We start from the raw sequence: 21,598 nt of genomic DNA, 5'->3' as shown, positions 1-21,598 counted from the left end.
CCCCTCCCCCAAGCTCCGGAGACACTAGACGATGCTACCGCTCGCAACCTTCGCGGTCTCCGCCGCCATCGGCGTCGGCAAGGCCATCACCGGCGCCGTGGCCGACACCACCTCGAAGACCGCCCAGGCCTCGACGGAGGCCGCCACGAAGAAGGCGCGCAAGACCGCAAACGACTTCGAGTCGATGTTCCTGGAATCGTCCCTCGACCGGCTGACCCAGTCGGAGGGGACCGACGGGCCCCTCGGGGAGAACGGCACCGGCGGCGGCGTCTACCGCTCGATGCTGACCAAGGAATATGCCGGCCAGATCATGAAGAGCGGCGGCGTCGGCATCGCCAACCAGGTGTTTTCCGAGATGATGAAGATGCAGGGCGGCGCCGCTGCCGGCGCGGGGGCGGCCCATGCCGCTTAATCCCGCCTTCCGCGTCTCCGACCGTGCCGGCGCCGACGCCCTCGTCGCCGAGGTGATGTCCACCATGCAGGCGCTGGAATCCGTGCTCACCGCCGAGACCGGCCATGTCCGCGTCGGCCGCCTGCGCGAGGGTCTGGCCGAGGCGGAGGCCAAGGCGGCCCTGGCAGGCGCCTACCTTCAGGGGCTCGAGGTGGCCAAGGCCAACGCGGTCGCGCTGGCGCGCTTCGCGCCGGCGGGCGTCGAATTGCTGAAGGGCGCCCATCGTCGCTTCGCGCAGGCCGTCGAGGCCAACCAGGCGGTGCTCGGCACGGCGCGGACGGTCTCCGAGGGGCTGATCAAGTCGCTCGCCGCCGACCTCGGCCGCGCCAACACCCCGAGCGTCTACGGCCAGCCGTCGCGGGCGCCCTCCCCCTACGGCCGCGGCAACGCCAGCGAGCCGCTCTCGTTCTCACGCACCCTGTAGATCTGTCACGGCCGTCCGTTGCCGATCCGGACGAAGGTGCGGACCGGCCCGAGATCGAATTCGGTGCGGGTGTCGATCGCGAAGCGCCCCGCCGCCATCGGGGCGACGGCGACCTTGCGGCCGGCGCTCAGGTCGGCTCCGGCGCGGACGCGGCCCGACAGGCGCATGCAGGTCGCGCTGCCCGGTGCACGCACGAAACCGCTGCCGTATCCCGGGCACGGCTGAGACGTCGCCTTGGGCGGCGCCTTCTCCCATTCGCGGGCCTCGCACGGCGACAGCCCGATCGCGGCGATCAGGATGACGCCGGCGATGCGATGCGATCGCATGATGAGGCCCTGCCCCGCCGCCGGCCTTCCCTGTTCACGCATCGCGGCCCCTGGGCGGTTCGATCGGCCCGCACGTCCCCTGCCCAGCGCGTCGGGCCATGCGGGGGCGTGCGCGATCCGATGGTGAGCGGGCGGGTGCCCGCGCCATGTCGAAGCAGGATAGCCCGCCGGATCGAGGACGATCAATCCGTCCCGCTGCGCCGGCGTCAGCTCATGTAGTTCACCAGCGACAGCTTCGAGAGCGACGAGGTGATCTGGTAGCTCGCCTGGAGCCGGTTCTGCATCTCCAGCAGCTTGGAGGCGACCTCCTCGATCGGCGCGCTCTCGACGCCGTCGACGGTGTTCTGCAGCGTCAGCCGCGTCGCCGCGTTCTGGGATTTTGCCGAGGTCAGGGTGCTGGCGGCCAGGCCGAAATCGACGGCGATCGATTCGAGGCTCGGATCGTCCGAGGCCTTGCCCAGGAGGGTGGAGGTCCGGCTCGTCAGGGCCGCGTACCGGCCTGTGACGGTGCTGCCGCTCGGATCGGCCATGCCGTCGACGGCGAGCGCGGCGAAGCCCGCGAGCGCCTTCTGGATCGGCACCTCGTTGGCGCGCGCGCCGACCGGGACGTCGAGATTGGCGCCGGCACGGACCGAGGCGGTGGCGCGCGGATCGGTGCTCGCGGCGTCGCCCTGGTACCAGATCACGGTGTTGGTCGAGGCGGCGTCCTTGTAGGTCGGCGTCGCGCCGGACGTATCGATGCGCTTGGGCGTCTGGCCGGAGGCGGTCGAGGCCGAGAAGAAGTCCTCCGCGGCGCGGGTGGTCGAGCTGGCCGAGAGCGGGCCGGCGGCGGCCGCCCCCAAAGCGGTGGCCAGCGCCGTCTTCATGTTGGCCGCGGTGGTTGCCGCGTCGGCGCCGATGGCGAAGGTGCCGGTCGTGGCCGTGGTGCCGCTCGCCGCCGCGGTGAGCGTCACGCTGGTCTTGGTGCCGTCGTGCAGCGCCAGCTCGATCGTGATGCTGTCGCCGACCTTGGGCTGGCCCGACAGGCCGATGTCGTAGGCCGCATAGGCGCCGCCGCCGAAGGTCGCGTTCAGGGCCGGTGTGTTGCCGCTCTGGACGCTGGCGACGGTGCCGCCCTGCGTTGCGGCGAAAGCGTTCAGCCCGGCGGCGGCGGCGGCAGGCGATCCGAACAGGCCGAACGCGGTGGTCGAACCCGCCGGGACGGATGCGGACGCCGTGAGGTCGAAGGATTTCTGGCTGCCGTCGGCGAGATTGACCGTGACGCGGAAGCTCTCTCCGGCTGCAGGCGCATGATCGAGCCCGGTCACCGTCGCGGGCGTGGCGGTGTTCGTCGCGGCGGCCGTGATCGCGCCGGTGGCGGTCGCCGAAACGAGGCGGAACCCGAAATTCGCGCGCGTCTCGCCGGTGGTGTCGGCTTGGTCCTCCGACAGCTGGAACGTGTTGCCGGCGCTGGTCGCGCCGAGCTGGAGCCGGCCGAGCCCGGCGGAGCCCAGGTCGGCCGCCTTCTGTTGCGCGACCAGGGTCGCGAGGCCGTCCTGCTTCGGCGTCGTCGTGCTGTCGCCGTTGAGGATGATGTCGGTCGACTTCACCGGCGCGGTGTCGGTGGTCCGGCCGCCGAACAGGTACTGCCCGGCCGAGCTCTGGCTCAGGGCGTCGACGGCGCCGTCGAGGTCGGCCCGGCCGAGCTGGGCGGTGACGGTGGTGCCGACGCCTTGGGGATTCGTGGCGATGCCGCGGCGCAGGTCGCTCGTCAGCGTCGTGATCTGCTGCAGGCTGGTGGAGGCCAGCTGGACCCGCGTCTGCGCGGCGTCGATCCCGGCATCGTAGCCGTCGAGCGCGCTCAGCGTGGCGCGCGCCGTGAGGCTGCTGCTCCGCCCCGCGCCGAGGCCGCCATAGGTCTCCGCCGTGCGCCCGGTGGAGAGCTGCGTCGTCAGGGCGTCGAGCTGGCTCTTCATCGCGAGGAGCTGCGAGGTCGACCGCGTCGTCAGGTAGCTGCCGGCGGCGAAGGGGCTGATCGTCGTCATGGGCTGTCCCTCAGATCCGCAGGAGGGTGTCGAGCATGTCGCGGGCGGCGGTGAGTACCCGGGCGTTCGCGGAATAGGCGGTCTGCAGGGCGATGAGGTTCGACATCTCCTCGTCCACGCTGACGCCGGCCGATTTCGCGAACCGGCCCTGAGCGGTCGAGAGCGCGACGCTCTGGCCCGAATCGAGGCTGGACGCGTTGGCCGCCGCCGCTCCCTGCGCGGCGATGATGTCCTGCGCGAAGCTCGTCACGCTGGTCGCGTAGGGCGCGGCGACCCCGCCGATCCCGCTCGACGACGAGAAGGTCTGCTGCGCGGTGGTCAGCGCGTCGTAGGCGAATTGCGCCCGCGTGGCGCTCGACCCGGTGTGCGCCGGTCCCGGCGCAGTCAGCGCCGCGGTGTTGGCGCCGAGGGCCGGGTTGACGGTGATGCGCTGCGCGAAGCCGGTGAGCTGCGAGCCGGCATCGAACGACCCGGTGAACAGGCCCTTGCCCGATCCGTCGACGAACAGCGCGATCTGCGGGTAGGCGGTGGAGAAGTCGGTCGCGCTCGTCGGGGCGGTCTTCGTCGCCGTGGCGGCCACCACGCTGATACCGCCGCTGCCCGACACCGTCACGGTCGCGCCGCTGGCGGTCGCGAACAGCGCCGAGCCATAGCCGCCCCCGAGCTTCCCCAGCGCAAGCTGGACGCCGGCGAGACCCTTGGTGACGTCGAAGGTCTGCGCCAGCGCGGTGCCGTCGTCGGTCAGGCTCGGGTCGACCGACGTCGAGTCGCCCTTCGACGCGATCAGGATGACGTTGCGCATCGACCCGTTCGCGGCCTTCACCGTGAGGGTCAGCGTGTTGCCGGGCTGCATCCCGGTGAGGTCGATCGCCGTGCCCGCGCCGCTGGCGGTGCCGGTCGTGCTGGTGTCGGTGAGCGCGCTTGCCATCCCGGCGGCGAGGTCGTCGAGCTGGCGCTGCACCTGCGGCAGCGTCGTGTCGCGCAGCTCGAGGTTGGCGGCGATCGATCCGGAGCGCAGCACGCCCGGCTCGCCGAGGTCGATCTTGCCGCCGCCGGGCGTCGTCGCCGTGATGGTGCCGACGCTGCGCTTCGATGGATCGTTCGAATAGGCCGAGTTGGGCCCGAGGGTGGTGCGGCCGTCGAAGCTGAGCGTCGCCGCCGTGCCGCCGGCGACGAGGTTCACGCCGGAGCTGGTCGAGATCGAGACGGTGCCGTCGCGCTGGTCGGCGGTCTGGATGTCGAGGTAGCCGGACAGCTCGGTGATCTTCTGGTCGCGCTGGTCCTGCAGGTCGGCCAGGGTGGAATCGTCCGTGGTCGATTGGATCTTCACGTTGAGGGCGGCGATGCCGCTCAGCAGCGTGCTGGCGCTGGCGGTCTGGGTGCCGAGGCTCGCCTCGATGCCGCTGCGTAGGGCCTGGACGCTCGTCGCGATGCCGTTGATGCTGCCGGCGAGGCCCGAGGCGGCGTTGAGCACCGTCGTGCGGGCGGCGGCCGAGGTCGGGTTCGCGGCCAAGGTCTGAAGCGAGCCGGTGAAGGTGTTGACCAAACCGTCGAGCGCGGTCGCGCTGCCCGGCGTGCCGAACAGCGTGTCGACCTGCCCCGCGATGTCGGCCCTGGTGCTGGTATAGGCGGAGCCGGCGGTCTCGAGGCGGAGCTGCTTCAGGGCGGCGGCGTCGAAGCTGCGCGTGATCGTCCCGGTCGACACGCCGGAATTGCCGACGCCGGACGAGATTGTGGTGATCGTCCGCTTGACGTAGCCGGCGGTGCTCGCGTTGGCGACGTTCTGCGAGACCAGACCGATGGCGGTCTGCGTCGCTTTGAGGCCGGCGGTGGCCGTCTGGAGGGCGTTCAGAGCCATGGCGCCGGAGGTCCTCTCTCACTGCCGCGTGCGGATGACATGACCTCAGCGGATGATATTGAGCAGGTCCGACATCATCGTCTGCGCGGTCGACATCACCTTCGTGTTGGCCGAGTACGCCTGTTGGGTGACGATCATCTTTGAAAATTCGCTTGCAATGTCCGTGTTCGACGATTCGACGCTGGCGCCCACGATCGTGGACCCGTCGAGGCCGGCCAGCGGCACGCCCGAATCGAGCGTCTGCGCGTAGGTCCCGTTCGACAGCGGCTTGAGCCCGTCCGGATTGATGAAGCGCGCGATGCCGACCGAGGCGAGCTTCACCGAGGAGCCGTTCGAGAAGGCGGCCATGATGCTGCCGTCGGTCCCGACCGAGACGGAGTTCAGGGTTCCGGCTGCGTAGCCGTCCTGCGTAAGGGCGTTCGTGGTCACCGCGCCGGACGCGGCGGCGTACTGGGTCAGCGTGGTCTTGTCGAAGGCGATGTTGATGCTGCCGAGATTGGTCCCGTTCACCGTCATGTCGGTGATCGTCGCGTCGCCGCCGGAGGGCTGGATCAGCTGTCCGCTGCTGTCGAAGGTAAAGCCGCTGCCCGCGTTGGTCCAGGCGCTCTTGGTTTGGTCGGCCGAGCTGTCGGCGGCGTAGAACAGGTTCCAGATCGCCGGCTGGGCCGCGGTCGCCGGCGTCGTGGTCGCATCCGCGAGTTTGGCGTCCTGGATCTTCGCCCAGCGGGTGGTGACCTGAACCGGTGCGCCGGTCGTGGTGTAGGCGGTCAGCGACGGGCCGGCGATGCTGCTGTTGACGAACGCGGGAGCGTTTCCGGCGCTGACCTGCTTGTTCGCCGTGGCGGTGCCGTCGGTCGCGGTGACGAGCGCGCTGGTGTCCGGGAGCCCGTTGGCGTCCTCCGGCGTGTAGAGCGCGGATCCGCCGGCCTTGGACGCGTTGGTCGTGGCCGGCGTCGCCGGCAGGTTCGCGCCGTAGGTGATCGTGGTGGTCGGCTTCGCCGCCAGCGTCTGGTTGGCGATCTTGATCGGGCCGGAACTCGAGACCTGGCCCGTCACCGCATCGTAGTTCTGGCCCTGCAGGTAGCTCCCGGCGCCGTTGACGAGGAAGCCGTCCTTGTCCGGGGCGAAGTCGCCGCGCCGGGTATAGACCGGCGTGCCGGAGAAGGCGGCCTGCCCGTTGGCGTCCCCGGTCTTGGCCTGGACGGTGAAGAACCCGTCGCCGTTGACCGCCATGTTGGTCGCGACGGTCGACGAGGCGATGTTGCCCTGGAGGCTGTTGGTCAGCTGCGACTGGGCCAGCACCGTGCCGGCGACCTCATGCTTCGGCGTCTGCTCGGCGAGCAGGTCGACGAAGCTCGTGTCGATGCGCTTGTACCCGGTGGTCTGCGAGTTCGCGATGTTCCCGGAGATGTTGTCGATGGCGTAGGACTGGGCCTTCAGGCCCGAGACCGCCGTCTGCAACGCGGTGAAGATGTCCATGGCGCGCCGTCTTTCCCGGGTCGGCGACGCGCATGTGGCGGTCGCCTGATCGGGGATCGGCGCGCAACCGCCGTGCCAGGGCCAAGCCCTTGATATCGTTGAGCCGCCGTCGCCGAACCCGGCAGAAACCCACCGTTCCGGTCCGCCGACCCGGCAGCTTCTGCCGGCTGCGGCAGCGTTTACCGGCCCTTATCGTTGGCGCGGTAGAACCCGACGTCGTCCGCGGGACTCGGGACCCACATGCGTGCCAAGCGAACGAGCCTCGTCCACCTGATCTACTTCTCGCGCCTGACCCTGTCGTCGGACGTGCAGGTCCGCACCGGCCAGGTCGGCGAGATCACCCGGCACGCGCAGAAAAAGAACGAGTTCTCGGTGATCACCAGCTTCCTGCTGGTGGAGCAGAACTTCGCCGCGCAGGTGATCGAGGGCGAGCGCACCTCGGTGCACGAGACCTTCAACCGCATCTTCGCCGACGACCGCCACCGCGACGTGCAGATCTGCGAATGGCGCGAGATCACCAAGCGCGAGTTCGTCAATTCCTGCCGCAGCAGCATCCGCTCGTCGACGACCGACCCGCACTTCGCCAAGGCGAACCTGCTGCCGATGTTCCAGCGCGGCACGCCCAAGGCGAGCTCGATCCACGCGCTGGCGCTCGCGCTTCAGGCCGAGGAGATGTCCAAGCAGGGCATCGACCACCTCTTCATCTAAGGCGGGTCATTTCATTCCGGTGCAATCTCCGGGATGGAAGAGAGCAGTTTTTTCATCCCTTTCACCCAATCTCGCGATCGGACCTTGAACCCACGGCCCGCTCCATGCCGCAGACGATGTCATGACCGAGACGCCACCGATCCTCATCATTGACGACCAGGAAAAGCTTCTGCGCCTCATCGTGATGCTGATGAATCGCATCGGCTTCCCGGATGTCGCGGGCGTGACCGACGGCGTCGTGGCGCTGGAGCGGCTGCGCGAGCGGAAATACGCCCTCGTCATCTCCGACCTCGACATGGAGCCGATGGACGGCATCAGCCTGCTGCGCGAGATCCGCGCCGACGACGCGCTGATGAACACACCCTTCATCCTGACCGAGACGTCGTTCAACTTCGAGGACATCAACGTCGCCCACCAGGCCGGGGCCGACGCCTTCATCCTCAAGCCGTTCGACATGGCGGTGCTGAAGACCAAGCTGAAGCAGGTCCTCAACCGCAAGCCGCGCAAGCGCGAGGCGCCGATGGCCTCGGAATCGACGCTCAGCGTCGATTTCCCGATGCTGGGCAAGTACTGATCCTGCGCCGGCGGCCGATCCGCGCCGGCGCTCAGGCCTGGCGCTTCTGGTAGTCCTTGATATCAGTGAAGCGCACCGCCGGGTAGCGCTCCTCCTCGTAGCGCAGCGAGAAGGCGGTGGTCGCCATGAACACCGGGGCGCCGTCGAGGTCCTTCGCCATGGCCGAGCCGTGCGAATCGATGAACTTGTCAAGCTCGGCCTCCGAATCCGACGCGACCCAGCGGCAGACCGAGAAGCGCGTCGCGTCGTAGTCGATCGGCAGGCCGTACTCGCCCTGGAGCCGCTCCTTCAGCACGTCGAGCTGCAGCGCGCCGACCACGCCGACGATCGCGCCCGAGCCGTCCTGCGGCACGAAGACCTGGACGACGCCCTCCTCGCCCATCTGCTGCAACGCCTCGCGCAGCTTCTTCGCCTTCATCGCGTCGGTGAGCTTGATCCGGCGCAGCAATTCGGGGGCGAAGCTCGGCACGCCGCGGAAGACGATGTCCTCGCCCTCGGTCAGCGTGTCGCCGATGCGCAACGTGCCGTGGTTCGGGATGCCGACCACATCGCCGGCGAAGGCCTCGTCGGCGATGGCGCGGTCCTGCGCGAAGAAGAATTGCGGGGCCGAGAGCGACATCGGCTTGCCGGTGCGCACGAGCTTCGCCTTCATCCCGCGCCGGAGCTGGCCGGAGCAGACCCGCATGAAGGCGATGCGGTCGCGGTGGTTCGGATCCATGTTCGCCTGGATCTTGAAGACGAAGCCGGTCATCTTCGGCTCGGTCGGGGCGACGGTGCGCTTGTCGCAATCCTGCCCGCGCGGCGGCGGCGCGAAGCGGGCGAGCCCGTCGATGAGGTCGCGCACGCCGAAATTGCGCAGGGCCGAGCCGAAGAAGACGGGCGAGAGATGGCCCTCGCGGAACGCCTCGAGATCGAAGGCCTTCAGCCCGCCCTCGGCGAGCTCGACCTCCTCGCGCCAGGCATCGGCCTCGCCGTTCTCGGTGAGCAGCCGGTCGAACAGCGGATCGGCGAAGCCGGCGACCGCTTCCGTCCCGGCGTCGTCGGCCGCGTCGAAGCGGCGGACCCGGTTGCCGCCGAGCTCGTAGGTGCCGGCGAAGTTGCGGCCGCGGCCGATCGGCCAGGTGATCGGCGCGACGTCGAGCGCCAGCGTCTTCTCGATCTCGTCGAGAAGCTCGAAGGACTCGCGCGCCTCGCGGTCGAGCTTGTTCACGAAGGTGACGATCGGGATGTCCCGCAGCCGGCACACCTCGAACAGTTTTCGCGTCCGCGCCTCGATGCCTTTTGCGGCGTCGATGACCATCACCGCGGAATCGACCGCCGTGAGGGTGCGATAGGTGTCTTCGGAAAAATCCTCGTGGCCCGGCGTGTCGAGCAGGTTGAAGACGCAGTCGCCGTACTCGAAGGTCATCACCGAGGTGACGACCGAGATACCGCGCTCCTTCTCGATGCCCATCCAGTCCGAGCGGGTCGAGACGCGGTTGCGCTTGGCCTTGACCTCGCCCGCGAGCTGGATCGCGCCGCCGAACAGCAGCAGCTTCTCCGTCAGCGTGGTCTTGCCGGCATCCGGGTGCGAGATGATCGCGAAGGTGCGCCGCCGCGCCACCGGATCGGCGGGCGGTCTCGCCTCGGTCTTGGTCTGCGGCTGCATCGGCATCGTCAAAACGGCTCTCGGACCCGCATCCGGGGTCGGTGTCGTGGAGTTTCGGGCGGGCCTGCACACCCTTCGAACGGGGCGACCGACCTTTGCGCCCTCCTCTAGGCGCCCGGCCGCCGCTTGGCAAAGACGCGCTGGCGAAGCGACCGGCTCAGCCGCGGCCGATGAACGGCATCGCCGTGGCGGTCAGCGTCATGAACTGGACGTTGGCCGAGAGCGGCAACCCGGCCATGTAGAGAACGGCCTCGGCGACGTGCCGCGCATCCATCACCGGCTCCTGCCGGATCGACCCGTCGGCCTGCCGGACGCCTGCGGCGAACCCGTTGGTCATCTCGGTGGCGGCGTTGCCGATGTCGATCTGGCCGCAGGCGATGTCGTGGGGCCGCCCGTCGAGCGAGGTCGCGCGCGTCAGCCCGGTGATCGCGTGCTTGGTGGCCGCATAGGGCGCCGAGTGCGGCCGCGGCACGTGGGCCGAGACGGAGCCGTTGTTGATGATCCGGCCGCCGCGGGGATCCTGTTGCTTCATCATCCGGAACGCCCCCTGCGTGCACAGGAACGCGCCGGTGAGGTTGGTGTCGACGCTGGCGCGCCAATCCTCGAGCGAAACCGCGTCGATGGCGGCGGCCGGCGTGAAGATCCCGGCATTGTTGAATAGAAGGTCAAGCCGGCCATGCGCCGCCGCCACGCGGGAAAACAGCCGATCCACCGAGGCCGGATCGGTGACGTCGGTCTCGACGACGAGCGCCGCGCCGATCTCGCCCGCCACCGCGTCCAGAGCCGCGCGCCGCCGCCCGGCCAGCACGACGGCATAGCCGGCCCGCCCGAGCGCCATCGCCACGACCCGCCCGAGGCCGGACCCCGCCCCCGTCACCAAAGCCACCCTGCCGCCCATCGCGCGCCTCTCCACCGCCCCCGTCAAACCAGTTGCCTGTCCGCGCATCCGCGTCTAGACAGCGCCGTCCTCTGGTGGGGCGTCGCCAAGTGGTAAGGCAGCGGTTTTTGGTACCGCCATTCCCAGGTTCGAATCCTGGCGCCCCAGCCAAGGACTGCAAGCCCGGCAAGGGTTTAGCAGCAAGGACAAATCGGTCAACACGGAACAGAAGATGTTTTGCGGCCGCACGAATGTCGGCACAGTCGCAGAGCTGGTCACGGTAGCGCCCTCCCCCGTCTCGACTTACGATCGCCCCATGGCAGACCCAACGACCGGCGACCTCATCAAGGCCAGGACGATCGCCTCCGACGAGGTCAACGCCGCCGTCGACGTGTTCATGCGCGACCCGACCGTGAGCCTGTTCCGGTTCGCGAGCGGGTACACCGTAGATCTTGCAGCCGCGGTGAAGGCCAGCTGCCATGCTAGGTCGCGGACTCATAAAGTCCTGAGCCAGACGCGGACGGCTGCGAGCTTGACGCTGGCCAGGAAGTTTTCCGGGGCCTTGTCGTACCGTGTTGCGACCGCACGGAAGTGTTTGCTCTTGCTGAAGAACCGCTCGACCAGATTGCGGTACTTGTACAGGATGGCACTGAAGGCCGGCACGTTCTTGCGGTTGGGCACCGGCTTCACGTTCGCTCAGGCCCCCTGCTCGGCCAAGCGCTCGCGCCGCGCGTCGCTGTCGTAGGCCCGATCCCCCAGGAGGGTCTGCCCAGGTCCCAGATCGCCGAGCATGTCGTCGGCGGCCCGACCGTCATGCGCTTGGCCTTCGGTGATCTTGAGGGCGATGGGTCGGCCCTCGGCATCGACCAGAGCGTGGATCTTGCTCGTCAGGCCGCCGCGCGAGCGACCCATGCCACGGGATCGGTCGTCTTTTTTTTGGCGCAGCCCGCATGCTGATGCACCCGCACGCTGGTGGCGTCGATCATCTGCAGGTCACCCTCGTAAGCCTCTGACACGGCTTTCAGAAGACGATCCCAGATCCCACGCTTGCGCCAGCGCCGAAAGCGGTTGCCGCACGTCGTGTGCGGACCATAGCGCGCCGGGATGTCGGCCCAGGGCGCGCCCGTGCGCAACCGCCAGAAAATGCCGTTCAGCACCCGCCGGTCGTCCACCCGATCCTTGCCGCGCACATCCGTCGGCAGAACCGGCTCGATCGCCGCCCACTCCGCATCCGTCAGGTCAAACCGCGCCATTCACAATCCTCCATGCTGGAGGATCAACGATCAGGGCGAGCGACCGTGCCAGCCGTTATGAGTTCGCGACCTAATGACGCTCATGATGTCCTTGTTCTCAATTTCAGAGCGTATCGTACATTCAGCGACAACTTGGCTTAAGCAAACAAAAAGCTCGACGCGGCCGATGCCGGGCGGGGTGCGTTTCTGCGAGAATGGAGGCCGGGCGCCAGCGATCAGCGGCCCGGGTACGGGTCCGCGCGAGATGACCACTCGATGCAAAGTCCAAGCGACGGATCGCCAAAGGGCGTGTCGTAGTACTCGTGGTGAAGCGGTCCCCATTTGCGGGTGTAGTATACCTCGTTTCGGCTGTGCCAATCGCTCATGGAGGCTTGGAGATCGGGGTTCAACCCCAGCGTCGTCATCCGCAAGTGCTCTCCCAGCACGCCTGGAGCGAAGGTTTGCTGACATCCGGCCAGACGCATGCGGCGCAGATAGTCGATGTCCTCGTAGTATGCCGGCACGAATGTCTCGTCAAAGTATCCCACCGTGTCCGTACACACGTGGCTGATGGCGAAGCAGGCCATACCTTGAACGATGACTTGGCCAGCGGATGCCCCTCCGATCTCAAGCCCATTGATAAACCCTAAAGACCACCCTTTGGCTTCGCGTAGATGCGAAACGAAAGCGTCGAAACCGCCCGGCACAAAATGCAGATCGTCGTTCAAAACGAATGTCAGCTCGCACCCGTCCTGCATCGACTGATGGATGCCCTCGTTCCAGCTTCGGGAAAGCCCTCGGTTCTCGCGATAAAGGTAGAGTTGCGCATCGTTGGCCGCAGCAAAAGACTTTAGCTTATCTTCCAATGCTGGATTGTGCTTGTGCAGAAAGATGTACCAGCGAACGGCCTCACCGCTCTCACGCACACTTTGCATCAAACGCTCGGGGTCGTGCGTATGCATGGTGAGCACTAATCCGATCACGCAGGGCTCCATTCGCAGAATCATGGACTGCGCGCATATCGCACATCGTCGACTGTGCCGGCTACCGGCATTCGCATTGGGAGCGGGTGCGCCGTAGGCGATCACATCCTGAATGATCGCCACCAGCAACAGCACAGCGATTGCGCCGTCGAGAGCCGCCATCCCGTGGTAGCCGGCGGTGATAGCGCCTTCGGGGCCGGACTTCATGCCGGCGGCTCGCCGATGCCGCGTAGCGCGCCGGTGTGGACTAGGGCGTGTCATCGCTCGAGCCAATCGAGGGCTGCAGCGAGGGAGAGGACGCCCATGAAGCTGGCGGCGGTCTTCTCGTAGCGGGTGGCGATGGCACGCCATTCCTTGAGCCTGGCCCAGAGGCGCTCGACCTGACTGCGGTTGTTGTAGATCCAGTCTGGGCACGCGACGGGCGCCTCGTTGCGCTGAGGTGGGATCGCCGGTCGCGCGCCGATGTTCCAGATGTGCTGGCGAAAGGCGTGACTGGTGTAGCCGCGGTCCCCGGCGACCCACTTGGGCACGCCCGTCAGTTGGTCGAGCAGGGGGGACGGCGTGAGGCAGTTCATGAGCCTGACCGGGTGCCAGCCGGAAGGCGATGGCGCGACCCTGCCCGTCGGCGATCACGCAAGCCTTGGAGCCATAGCCGCCACGTGAGCGGCCAAGCGCTTCACGAGCGTCTCGCTCGGCCCCAGATCCCCCCTTTTGGTAGCCCCAGCCGCCTTTTGGTGCGCCCGCACGTTGGTGCCATCGAGGAACACCATACCAAGCTGGACGCCCTGCTCTTGCACGAGGCCGAGCAGCCGCTCCCAGACGCCAGCACGCGACCAGCGGATGAAGATCTGCGCCGCGCGCCACCACGGCCCCAGATCCTCTGGAATGGCCCGCCACTTGGCCCCGTTCTGATGCCGCCAGAGGATGGCTGAGAGTGTGCGCCTGAGATCCTGTGGGGGCGTCTTGGCCTTGGGCCGGCAGGCCTCGACCAAGGGCTCCAGTTCAAACCACTGGGCGTCGCTCAGCATCGTCCCTCCTGCATCAAAGAAATGAAAACGCTAGCGAAGCCAATCCGTTCAAACGATGACATGCCCTAGCTGCCGATGTAGGAGCGGGTCCGTTCGATCAGCGGACGGATGTCGGGCCGGGTGACCAGCAGCAGGCCGACGACGAGCGTTGCGATCCCAACGCCGATGCCTAGTTCAATGCGATTACGCCTGGGCACCTGCCCATCAAGACTACCTTGTGCGTCGATGTGGAGCGCGGCACCGACGACCGGGCCCATGATGATGAACGAGACGATTTCGTTGTTAAGGACCCAGTCCGAGGGCGCGAGGCTTTAGGCGATGCTATAGGTCGTCTGCCTGAGGTGAGAGCCGAAGGACAGCCAAATCCCCACGATTAGATAGTCGCTCGAGATCGGATCGTTCTTCCACAGCGCGCCACGCAACCGGACCGTAGACGTAGAGGACGACCGCGTACAAACCGGCCGCCATCACTCGCGCAGCGAGGATTGGCCTGCCCCCTGAAAAGTGGTCCTCCCTGAGGTATGGCTTCGAGCCATGTGGAGGATGTTGTCATGGTACGGAAGAATCATACGGCGGAAGAGATCGTCGCCAAGCTGCTCCATCGAGGTGACGGAAGTCACGTATTATCGCTGGCGTTCGGAGTTCGGTGGCCTGAAGGGCGATAAGGTCAAGCGGCTCAGAGCCCGTCCGATAAGGGGCTGAGGCAGGGGTTGAGTGGCCGGGATGGCAGTGATTCCAGAAGGGTGCTGAAACCTGACCTGGATCTGCCATGTGGACCCCGACCACCCGGCGGCAGCATAGCCGTGCGGGCCTGCGCTATGAAACCGACCTGACAGATGCCGAGTGGGCGGTGATCGCACCTCTGATGCCGGAGCCGGCGCCATGTGGCCGCCCGCCAGTCTGGACGACGCGGGAGGTCCTGAACGCCATCTTCTACGTGCTGCGCGGCGGCATTGCATGGCGGCTGATCCCGAAGGATCTTCCTCCACGCAGCACGACGTTCGGCTACTTCGCGCGCTGGCGCGACGACGGCCTGTTCGGCCGGATCAACCACACGCTCGTCATGGCCGACCGCGAACGGGCTGGTCGGCATGCCTCACCCACCGCCGCGGTGCTCGATAGCCAGAGCGTGAAGACCACCGAGAGCGGTGGCCCGCGGGGCTACGACGCCGGAAAGAAGATTAAAGGCCGCAAGCGTCAGGCCCTGGTTGACACGGACGGACGCGCTCTCGTCCTCGACCCACAGCCCGCCGACGTGCAGGATCGCGATGGGGCCGGACCGGTGCTGCGCCTGTCGCGGCGGACCTTCCCGTTCATCGCCAAGGCCTTCGCCGATGCAGGCTGTGCCGGCGACAGGCCCGCGACTGCAACGATCATCACCGTCGACATCGTGCGCAAACCCAAGGATCAAGTCGGCTTTGCCGTGCACCCGCGCAGATGGGTGGTCGAACGCTTCTTTGGCTGGATCAGCCGCAACCGTCGCCTTTGGAAAGACCCGGAGGCGACCCTCGCCTCGGCCCAGGCCTTCCTCTACGCCGCTGCCGTCATGATCCTCGTTCGACGGCTGGGACGCGCCTCATGACTTATCGGACGGACTCTCAAGTCTCTGGAGACGGAGAATCAGCGTCTTCGTTGGGCGATCTCGGATCTGACCCTGGAGAAGCTCATCCTGAAGGAGGCAGCCTCGGGAAACTTATGAGCCCGGCTCGCCGCCGGGCATGTGACGACTACGTCATTGCCGAACACGGTGTGTCGGAACGCTTCGCCTGCGGTGTCCTGGGCCAACATCGTTCGACCCAGCGCAAGGTCGCCGTCGTGATTGAGGACGAGGCTGCTTTGACGGCCGCCATCGTCGCTCTGGCGCTGCAGTACGGGCGCTACGGCTACCGTCGAATCACGGCCCTGCTCCGGCGTGATGGCTGGACGGTGAACGTGAAGCGGGTCGATCCTTCGACAAGCTCAGTATGAGGGCATCTGGCGGCGCGAGGGGCCCAAGGTCCCGGCTCGCCAGCCAACGCGGGCACGCCTTTGGCTCAACGATGGCTCGTGCCTTCGCTTGCGGCCGGAGCGACCTGACCACGTCTGGTCCTACGACGTCGTTGAGCACCGCACCCACAACGGACGCAAGTACCGGATGTTGAACGTCATCGATGAACCGAAGGACCGCGCAGCGAGTTCACGCACGAGTGCCTCGCCATCCGTGTATCCCGCAAGCTGAAGGCCCTCGACGTGATCGACGTGCTCTCGGACCTATTCAGTCTGTGCGGAGTGCCAAGGCATATCCGTTTTGACAACAGGCCGGAGTTCATTGCTAAGGCCGTACAGGACTGGATCGCGGCGGTGGGATTGACGACTGCCTACATCGAACCGGGCAGTCCGTGGGACAACGGGTATTGCGAGAGGTTTCAACGCGAAGCTGCGCGATAAACTCTTCAACAGCGAGGTGTTCTACATCCTCAAGGAGGCCAGCGTCGTAATCGAGCAATGGCGGAAGCACGACAACGGCATCCGGCCGCACTCGTCGCTCGGCTACCAGCCGCCTGCTCCAGTGGTTGTCACCTGGCCAACCGAACCGAGCGGATCAGTGCCGTCGACTCGTTCTGCCATCGTCACACGACCGACAATGCACGAACTTCGAACCCGAAACACCGAACGGGGCAGGCCAGAATGCTCGGCGCTGGCTTTTTGGCTGAACGACTGCCTCCGAATGTGGTTTAAAACCGATGTGATGACCAGATTAGGTCACCGGCAGAACGTCTGCTTCAGGACGAAGATTCGGGGTCCGCTTCCCACTGAGGCTGTTAGAGAACATGGGGGTCCTGATAATCTCTGTGTGACGGTGGAGGCTTGGATGGCCGGGTTCGCTTGAGGTGCGGATCACCATCAGGTCTCGCTGCTGCCGAACCGGCTGGACGACTGTTTGTCCGAGGACAATCCGGTGCGCGTCGTGGACGTATTCGTCGATGAACTCGATCTCGCGGTGCTTGATTTTTCTGGTGTCGTGCCTGCCGAGCCGGGTCGGCCTGGCTATTATCCCGTGACCCTACTGAAGCTCTACCTCTACGGCTACCTCAACCAGGTCGCCTCCAGACGCCGTCTGGCGCGCGAGGTCGGCCGCAACGTCGAACTGATGTGGCTGACCGGCCGCCTCACCCCCGACTTAAAGACCAACGCCGACTTCCGCCGCGACAACGGTCCAGCGATCCAGGCCTCCTGCCGTCAGTTCGTAGTGCTATACCGCCAAATAGGCCTGCTGGTCGGTGGCGTCGTGGCTCGAAGGCAGCCGCTTCAAAGCGTTGGACACACCCGACCGCAACTTTACCCTGGCCGTAGTCCAGCGCCGCATCGAGCAAGTCGAGGCGAGCATTGCACGCTACCTCGTCGCCCTCGACACCGCCGACCGCCAGGAGGACGGGGTCGCGAGCGTGCGCAAGGTGCGCATCGCGGAGCGTCTGGACGTCCTGCGGACACGGATGCGCGACTTGCAGGCGATGGCGACGCTCGTTGAAGCTGCACTCCGCCTACCTCTGCGCATCAAGATCAGCGACGAGTCCGGTCCAGGTGATCGACCGGGCCGGGCGGGTGATCTTCTACGTCTATGTGTGCGCCGAGCCTGACCGGCGGATGAACACCAAGCGCCTCTCGCGTGAGGAAGGAATCGCGGTCGCACAGATCACTGCGCGGGCGTTGACGGATCAGGTCGAGCGTGGCGGATGAGTCGTCCGTCCGCGGGCGTGCTCTGGAAACTCAGCGCGCCACTGCGATTAATCCCCTCGGGTTGCACCTCTCCGCGCACCCGAAGTCGATGCGCGCGTTGGTCGTGCTTGTTACATCGACGTCCGGCCGGCGCAGTACCCCAGGCGACGCCTTTTGCGATCCCATAATTTTGGCGCTTTCGATTGGGATGATGGCGCACGAAAACTAGGAGACGTCATGTCCACGACCGACCGGGAAGTGATCTCCAGACCGCCCCAAAGAAGCCAGATGGAGTCCTACCTCCATGTTCTGCACGCGCTGATGTTGCGGGACATGCGCACGCGCTTCGGCGGCTCGCATTGGGGCTACATGATCGTCGTACTCTGGCCGGTGGTGCACGTGTTCATGCTCGTGCTGATCTACGTGACGCGCAACGTTCCTGCTCCGATCGGTGACAGCCGCGCGTTGTTCTTCGCTAGCGGTGCGGTGCCGGCGCTCGTTTTCCAGTACGTCTCGCGCGAGGTCATGAAGGCCGTCATGGCGAACCGCCCGTTGACCTACTACCCTCAGGTCAAGCTCTTCGACGTCATCTTCTCCCGTATCCTCGTCGAGATCGTGACGGGATTCCTCGGTTTGCTCACGGTGTTTGCAATCCTGGTGATAGTTGGCGTCAATCCTGTGCCAATCGATCCGTTCACATCGATGTGCGGCTATCTCGCAGCCATCCTGCTCGGCATCGGGTTCGGAACGATCAACGTCAGCATCATCGCCTTTTTCCCGGCCTGGATGATGGGAAGCGTCCTGTTCACGATCGTGATTTACGTCACGAGCGGCGTCATGTTCCTGCCGAATTTTCTTCCGGATCAGATTTATAGCCTACTTAAGTATAGCCCCGTCGTCGGTATCATCGAATGGGTTAGGCTCGGATATTATCCCGATCTGCCGGTTACAATCGATTACTTCTATATTATTTTGTTTTCGCTTTCGCTCCTAACGATCGGACTATTGTTGGAAAAGCACGTCGTTCGAAAGAGAACCTAGCTCTGGCGTCGGGTGCGATCACACGAAATTGGAGCTGTTCAGACCGCAATATCTGCATAGTTGTAGCGATTGGCTTACGAGGCGTCCTCCGTATCCAACGGTTAGACACCTCGTCGAACCACTTACGTCGCCATGCCTCGGCATGATCGGGCCGCGCTGGGAGAAGAAGCGCGAGGTCGCGATCGACTTCCTCGACCGGTTCGGTGAGGAAGCCGTCACCCTCGGTTGGACCGCGACGGACCTGTTCGGCGTGCATCCGACCGTCGACGCGGTCCGCTTAGACTACTGCGGCGGCTCAATGATTAACGCGCGCCGCGACGAGGCGATCGGCGACACCTGGATCTGGTGCGAAAACCAGACCTTCCGCCGGGACCGGCCGGGGTGACCTGTTGGCCTGCCGGTGTGGCAGGCCGCGCGGTAGGCCGTAGACGCATAAAGGGCGCTCCAGCTGAAGCTAGGGCGCCGAGGTTGCTAGATGTTTGATCCCGGGGTTTGATGGTGCAGTCTTCACGCCGTAGTGGAGGGACGCGCTTTGGGCCAGGTTCTTCACGGCAGCGCCACGACGACTGAGGCGATCCGTCGAGCGATCCAGCATAGTCAAGCGAGCCTGAGGGCCCTCTCGAAGCGCTACGGGATCAACCAGAAGACGGTCGCCAAGTGGCGGCAGCGGACCTCGGTCGCCGATCAGCGCACCGGGCCGAAGGATCCTCGCTCGACGGTGCTGTCACCCGAGGACGAGGCGGTGGTGGTCGCCTTTCGGCGTCACACACTCCTGCCCCTTGACGACTGCCTCTACGCGCTCCAGGCCACGATCCCACACCTGACCCGCTCATCGCTGCATCGCTGCCTGCAGCGACACGGCATCAGCCGATTGCCGGAGGTCGACGGTGACAAACCCAAGCGGTCGCGCTTCAAGGCCTACCCGCTCGGCTACTTCCATATCGATCTGGCCGAGGTCCACACGGCGGAAGGGCGGCTCTACCTGCTCGTCGCCATCGACCGCACGACCAAGTTCGCCTTCGTCGAGCTGCACGAGAAGGCGACGCGGCGGGTTGCGGGTGACTTCCTCCGCCATCTCATCGAGGCGGTGCCCTACAAGGTGCACACGGTGCTCACCGACAATGGCACCCACTTCACGACACCCGGCAACGTTGCCTCGGCCGCCTCCATCATCAAGGAGGCGATTGCAGCTGGAGAAACCTTCCGAGCGCACAGCTTCGAGTCCGCCTGTGCCCGCAACGATATCGACCATCGCCTGACCAAGCCGCGGCACCCTTGGACGAATGGGCAGGTCGAGCGAATGAACCGCACGATCAAGGACGCGACGGTCAAGCGTTACCACTATGACAGCCACGACAAGCTCCGCGCCCATCTGGCCGACTTCGTCAGCGCCTACAATTGCGGCCGCCGCCTGAAGACCCTGCGGGGTCTCACGCCCTACGAGGCCATCTGCAAAGCATGGGCCGCCGAGCCCAGTCGCTTCAGGTCAAACCCGCTCCACCAAATGCCGGGACCAAACATCTAGCCCACTCGGCTGCGTGCCGGTATGGCAGGCCCCGCGGTAGGGCGCGGGCACGAAAAAGCCCGCCGCGGCCAGTGCCGGGCGGGTTTAAGAGGGCTCGGCAATTGCTATGCTACGCCATCGGACCGAGATCGCGTCATTGTTTGAAGCGCGCGGACACCGGGATTCGGCAGCTTGCGGAAATGCTGACGCGGATGATACATCTTAAGGACAGTATCGCCGCGCGACGTCAGACCAACCGCTGAAGCCCCGGGCACCTCGCCCTCGGGTAAAGTGAGAACGACCAGTCCCGCGCGGGATAGCTCACGAGCTGCATCTTGAGCGTGGTGCTCTAGCTTGAAGCGTCGTCCTCACTCGTTCGCGCCCTCGACTGAGCCGACCGGCAAATCGTTTAAATTGATGAGCAGAAACCCCGCACCGAAGCTGAGTGCCTTCATTTCTAAAGGAAGCGGGCTTCCAAGTTCATTTCAGCGGAATCGTTACTCGTTTGATCGGTGAAGCAATCTCTCGAATCATACCTTCAAGCTACCTTTTTTGCGCCGAGTTCATCAAGCATGCTGGACATTGTTATCGCGGAAGCACTCTTCATTTTCTAGTTGGAGATCATGGTAGGAATTTCGGTCTCGTCAACGTCCCATATGCGCTGGCTATCGCCAGCAAGCTTCCTCAACATTGGTCGATAGGGCTGCATGCCAGATTTTAATAGATTTTGAATTTGCTCGATAGCTGCGTCAGGGCGGGTAACATCAACCCCCTCGAAATCAGTAAAACTATAATCCCACCACTTTAGAGCCAACAGCTCTGCGATTATCGCATTCTCGAACCTGTAGCCGACGATTCGGGCCGGATTGCCGACGACGATGGCGTAAGCTGGCACGTCCTTTGTGACCACAGCATTTGCGCCAACTATACATCCATTATTCAGTGTAACTCCGCCCCGGACGTAAGAACGCATACCGATCCAAACATCGTTACAGATAATGATAGGGGCGCGCTTCTTTTCGACAGGCAACATGGCAGGCGTATAGCGGGAGCACTGTATACCCTCGGAACTGTTTGGCCCCATAAAGCTCTTATCATAGGTAAAGCTTGATGTAGATATCCAGCGAGTGGGATGTTCTGTGTGGCCGAACTGGACGTCAGCCGCGATTGAGCAATATCGTCCAATTTCTCCAACTTCTGGCGTAATGTGTGACCAAGAATAGGAGTATGCACCAATACGTTGCCTTGGATATGCGGCAAATCCGCGAAACATGTGGCAGGGCGGCTCTAGATCAGCCCGGCCATTAACCCAGGATTGGTCCTGCCCTATAAACACGGGTTGCCCCTCCGCAGACAGATTATTGTCAAGCCTGGTACGGCGCCAAAAGCGTCCCGGTCCGAACAAATCGAATTAGAACCTGATCATTCTTTTTTGCAAGTCGGGCGCCGGACAAAAATGCCCGCGCGGCACGGGGCCAGCGGGCTCTAAGGTTTCACGGGGTGCTTACCGCGATCGCGACCGTGTGGCACGTGCGGCGAGAGGGTCCAAGCACATGGAGCCCCCCGCGGCTGGTGCCGGGCGGGCTGAGGTAGGGAGGAACGAGGCTGAGGCCTCAGGCGAGCGGGCCGGGGATCGCGCGCTCGGCTTCGGCGAGCAGCCGCGTCTCGTGGCGGCGCACGAACAGCCACAGGGCCAGGCCGCCGAAGATCACCAGGGCCAGCAGCGCCAGCCCGACGGGGCCGGC

General features: G+C 65.4%; 19 protein-coding genes, 1 tRNA gene and 4 pseudogenes. 12 read left to right on the top strand and 12 right to left on the bottom strand.

The features are described from left to right. Window positions 1–31 precede the first annotated feature (31 nt). Together MKK60_RS06180 and MKK60_RS06175 are read left to right on the top strand one after the other, a co-directional pair. Complete coding sequence (locus MKK60_RS06180) at window positions 32–412, top strand: rod-binding protein (protein WP_243984410.1); 381 nt, start codon at window positions 32–34, stop codon at window positions 410–412. Further along, window positions 402–875, top strand: coding sequence for a hypothetical protein (locus MKK60_RS06175; RefSeq protein WP_243984408.1), 474 nt, complete (start codon window positions 402–404; stop codon window positions 873–875). Before MKK60_RS06180 ends, MKK60_RS06175 begins: the two co-directional genes overlap by 11 nt. Before the next feature lie 5 nt (window positions 876–880). Here MKK60_RS06175 and MKK60_RS06170 read toward each other — a convergent pair whose 3' ends face one another. The 4 genes from MKK60_RS06170 to MKK60_RS06155 form a co-directional block, all read right to left on the bottom strand. Then, window positions 881–1,201: a porin gene (locus MKK60_RS06170; RefSeq protein ID WP_243984405.1), complete on the bottom strand. Its 321-nt coding sequence runs from the start codon at window positions 1,199–1,201 to the stop codon at window positions 881–883. A gap of 206 nt (window positions 1,202–1,407) precedes the next feature. Further along, the gene (locus MKK60_RS06165) at window positions 1,408–3,225 is read right to left on the bottom strand and encodes a hypothetical protein (protein ID WP_243984403.1); all 1,818 of its coding nucleotides are present in this window, start codon (window positions 3,223–3,225) and stop codon (window positions 1,408–1,410) included. A gap of 10 nt (window positions 3,226–3,235) precedes the next feature. Continuing rightward, window positions 3,236–5,083 carry a flagellar hook-associated protein FlgK gene (gene flgK, locus MKK60_RS06160; protein WP_243984401.1) on the bottom strand — a complete coding sequence of 616 codons (1,848 nt, stop codon included), beginning with the start codon at window positions 5,081–5,083 and terminating at the stop codon, window positions 3,236–3,238. 45 nt (window positions 5,084–5,128) lie between these two features. Beyond that, the gene (locus MKK60_RS06155; protein ID WP_243984399.1) at window positions 5,129–6,562 is read right to left on the bottom strand and encodes a flagellar hook protein FlgE; all 1,434 of its coding nucleotides are present in this window, start codon (window positions 6,560–6,562) and stop codon (window positions 5,129–5,131) included. 240 nt (window positions 6,563–6,802) lie between these two features. Here MKK60_RS06155 and MKK60_RS06150 point away from each other — a divergent pair, with 240 nt between their 5' ends. Together MKK60_RS06150 and MKK60_RS06145 are read left to right on the top strand one after the other, a co-directional pair. Then, window positions 6,803–7,270: a BLUF domain-containing protein gene (locus MKK60_RS06150; RefSeq protein WP_147725060.1), complete on the top strand. Its 468-nt coding sequence runs from the start codon at window positions 6,803–6,805 to the stop codon at window positions 7,268–7,270. A gap of 121 nt (window positions 7,271–7,391) precedes the next feature. Then, window positions 7,392–7,844, top strand: coding sequence for a response regulator (locus MKK60_RS06145; RefSeq protein WP_243984396.1), 453 nt, complete (start codon window positions 7,392–7,394; stop codon window positions 7,842–7,844). Between the two features lie 31 nt (window positions 7,845–7,875). On the opposite strand, the gene MKK60_RS06140 is transcribed toward MKK60_RS06145, so the two are convergent. Both MKK60_RS06140 and MKK60_RS06135 read right to left on the bottom strand, forming a co-directional pair. Continuing rightward, window positions 7,876–9,492, bottom strand: coding sequence for a peptide chain release factor 3 (locus tag MKK60_RS06140; RefSeq protein WP_243984394.1), 1,617 nt, complete (start codon window positions 9,490–9,492; stop codon window positions 7,876–7,878). 157 nt (window positions 9,493–9,649) lie between these two features. Then, entirely contained in the window at window positions 9,650–10,390 is a 741-nt protein-coding gene (locus tag MKK60_RS06135; protein ID WP_243984392.1) for an SDR family oxidoreductase, read from the bottom strand. Window positions 10,391–10,465: 75 nt separating this feature from the next. Between MKK60_RS06135 and MKK60_RS06130 the strand changes: the two genes are divergently transcribed. Continuing rightward, a tRNA-Gln gene (locus MKK60_RS06130) sits at window positions 10,466–10,540 on the top strand. A 324-nt stretch (window positions 10,541–10,864) separates the two neighbouring features. Here the strand turns inward: MKK60_RS06130 and MKK60_RS06125 are convergent. The 5 genes and pseudogenes from MKK60_RS06125 to MKK60_RS06110 form a co-directional block, all read right to left on the bottom strand. Next, window positions 10,865–11,622: pseudogene (locus tag MKK60_RS06125) on the bottom strand (IS5 family transposase). A 215-nt stretch (window positions 11,623–11,837) separates the two neighbouring features. Further along, the gene (locus tag MKK60_RS06120) at window positions 11,838–12,791 is read right to left on the bottom strand and encodes a glycosyltransferase family 2 protein (RefSeq protein WP_243984390.1); all 954 of its coding nucleotides are present in this window, start codon (window positions 12,789–12,791) and stop codon (window positions 11,838–11,840) included. A gap of 50 nt (window positions 12,792–12,841) precedes the next feature. Next, a complete protein-coding gene (locus MKK60_RS28425; protein ID WP_279603998.1) occupies window positions 12,842–13,159 on the bottom strand; it encodes a transposase in 318 nt (105 codons plus the stop codon). Window positions 13,160–13,213: 54 nt separating this feature from the next. Beyond that, window positions 13,214–13,612, bottom strand: coding sequence for an IS5 family transposase (locus MKK60_RS28420; RefSeq protein ID WP_279603997.1), 399 nt, complete (start codon window positions 13,610–13,612; stop codon window positions 13,214–13,216). 65 nt (window positions 13,613–13,677) lie between these two features. Then, on the bottom strand, window positions 13,678–13,869 hold the full coding sequence (locus MKK60_RS06110) for a hypothetical protein (RefSeq protein WP_243984387.1): 192 nt from the start codon (window positions 13,867–13,869) through the stop codon (window positions 13,678–13,680). A 294-nt stretch (window positions 13,870–14,163) separates the two neighbouring features. Between MKK60_RS06110 and MKK60_RS06105 the strand changes: the two are divergent. The 7 genes and pseudogenes from MKK60_RS06105 to MKK60_RS06075 form a co-directional block, all read left to right on the top strand. Continuing rightward, window positions 14,164–14,293, top strand: a pseudogene (locus MKK60_RS06105) (IS3 family transposase); the annotation flags it as partial. An 88-nt stretch (window positions 14,294–14,381) separates the two neighbouring features. Continuing rightward, complete coding sequence (locus tag MKK60_RS06100) at window positions 14,382–15,194, top strand: IS5 family transposase (RefSeq protein ID WP_243984385.1); 813 nt, start codon at window positions 14,382–14,384, stop codon at window positions 15,192–15,194. 9 nt (window positions 15,195–15,203) lie between these two features. Beyond that, window positions 15,204–16,241: pseudogene (locus MKK60_RS06095) on the top strand (IS3 family transposase); the annotation flags it as partial. A gap of 264 nt (window positions 16,242–16,505) precedes the next feature. Beyond that, window positions 16,506–17,127, top strand: a pseudogene (locus tag MKK60_RS06090) (transposase); the annotation flags it as partial. A 418-nt stretch (window positions 17,128–17,545) separates the two neighbouring features. Continuing rightward, window positions 17,546–18,349, top strand: coding sequence for an ABC transporter permease (locus tag MKK60_RS06085; protein WP_243984383.1), 804 nt, complete (start codon window positions 17,546–17,548; stop codon window positions 18,347–18,349). 142 nt (window positions 18,350–18,491) lie between these two features. Beyond that, window positions 18,492–18,734, top strand: coding sequence for a hypothetical protein (locus MKK60_RS06080; RefSeq protein ID WP_243984381.1), 243 nt, complete (start codon window positions 18,492–18,494; stop codon window positions 18,732–18,734). 147 nt (window positions 18,735–18,881) lie between these two features. Continuing rightward, the gene (locus MKK60_RS06075; RefSeq protein WP_243984378.1) at window positions 18,882–19,874 is read left to right on the top strand and encodes an IS481 family transposase; all 993 of its coding nucleotides are present in this window, start codon (window positions 18,882–18,884) and stop codon (window positions 19,872–19,874) included. 589 nt (window positions 19,875–20,463) lie between these two features. On the opposite strand, the gene MKK60_RS06070 is transcribed toward MKK60_RS06075, so the two are convergent. Beyond that, window positions 20,464–21,126 carry a CatB-related O-acetyltransferase gene (locus MKK60_RS06070; RefSeq protein ID WP_243984376.1) on the bottom strand — a complete coding sequence of 221 codons (663 nt, stop codon included), beginning with the start codon at window positions 21,124–21,126 and terminating at the stop codon, window positions 20,464–20,466. Window positions 21,127–21,598 lie beyond the last annotated feature (472 nt).

This window comes from Methylobacterium sp. J-092, from assembly GCF_022829325.1.
Taxonomy (GTDB): Bacteria; Pseudomonadota; Alphaproteobacteria; order Rhizobiales; family Beijerinckiaceae; genus Methylobacterium.
The sequence above is the reverse complement of the archived record's forward strand: the minus strand, read 5'-3'. Positions and strand labels throughout refer to the sequence as shown.

Excerpts from the sequence above, each read along its gene's own strand:
- MKK60_RS06155 (WP_243984399.1), bottom strand. The coding sequence starts at position 6,562 with ATGGACATCTTCACCGCGTTGCAGACGGCGGTCTCGGGCCTGAAGGCC.
- MKK60_RS28420 (WP_279603997.1), bottom strand. The coding sequence starts at position 13,612 with ATGCTGAGCGACGCCCAGTGGTTTGAACTGGAGCCCTTGGTCGAGGCC.
- MKK60_RS06110 (WP_243984387.1), bottom strand. The coding sequence starts at position 13,869 with ATGGGCCCGGTCGTCGGTGCCGCGCTCCACATCGACGCACAAGGTAGT.
- MKK60_RS06135 (WP_243984392.1), bottom strand. The coding sequence starts at position 10,390 with ATGGGCGGCAGGGTGGCTTTGGTGACGGGGGCGGGGTCCGGCCTCGGG.
- MKK60_RS06140 (WP_243984394.1), bottom strand. The coding sequence starts at position 9,492 with ATGCAGCCGCAGACCAAGACCGAGGCGAGACCGCCCGCCGATCCGGTG.
- MKK60_RS06180 (WP_243984410.1), top strand. The coding sequence starts at position 32 with ATGCTACCGCTCGCAACCTTCGCGGTCTCCGCCGCCATCGGCGTCGGC.
- MKK60_RS06120 (WP_243984390.1), bottom strand. The coding sequence starts at position 12,791 with ATGAAGTCCGGCCCCGAAGGCGCTATCACCGCCGGCTACCACGGGATG.
- MKK60_RS06085 (WP_243984383.1), top strand. The coding sequence starts at position 17,546 with ATGTCCACGACCGACCGGGAAGTGATCTCCAGACCGCCCCAAAGAAGC.
- MKK60_RS06080 (WP_243984381.1), top strand. The coding sequence starts at position 18,492 with ATGATCGGGCCGCGCTGGGAGAAGAAGCGCGAGGTCGCGATCGACTTC.
- MKK60_RS28425 (WP_279603998.1), bottom strand. The coding sequence starts at position 13,159 with ATGAACTGCCTCACGCCGTCCCCCCTGCTCGACCAACTGACGGGCGTG.
- MKK60_RS06170 (WP_243984405.1), bottom strand. The coding sequence starts at position 1,201 with ATGCGATCGCATCGCATCGCCGGCGTCATCCTGATCGCCGCGATCGGG.
- MKK60_RS06070 (WP_243984376.1), bottom strand. The coding sequence starts at position 21,126 with ATGTTTCGCGGATTTGCCGCATATCCAAGGCAACGTATTGGTGCATAC.
- MKK60_RS06145 (WP_243984396.1), top strand. The coding sequence starts at position 7,392 with ATGACCGAGACGCCACCGATCCTCATCATTGACGACCAGGAAAAGCTT.
- MKK60_RS06150 (WP_147725060.1), top strand. The coding sequence starts at position 6,803 with ATGCGTGCCAAGCGAACGAGCCTCGTCCACCTGATCTACTTCTCGCGC.
- flgK (WP_243984401.1), bottom strand. The coding sequence starts at position 5,083 with ATGGCTCTGAACGCCCTCCAGACGGCCACCGCCGGCCTCAAAGCGACG.
- MKK60_RS06165 (WP_243984403.1), bottom strand. The coding sequence starts at position 3,225 with ATGACGACGATCAGCCCCTTCGCCGCCGGCAGCTACCTGACGACGCGG.
- MKK60_RS06175 (WP_243984408.1), top strand. The coding sequence starts at position 402 with ATGCCGCTTAATCCCGCCTTCCGCGTCTCCGACCGTGCCGGCGCCGAC.
- MKK60_RS06100 (WP_243984385.1), top strand. The coding sequence starts at position 14,382 with ATGTGGACCCCGACCACCCGGCGGCAGCATAGCCGTGCGGGCCTGCGC.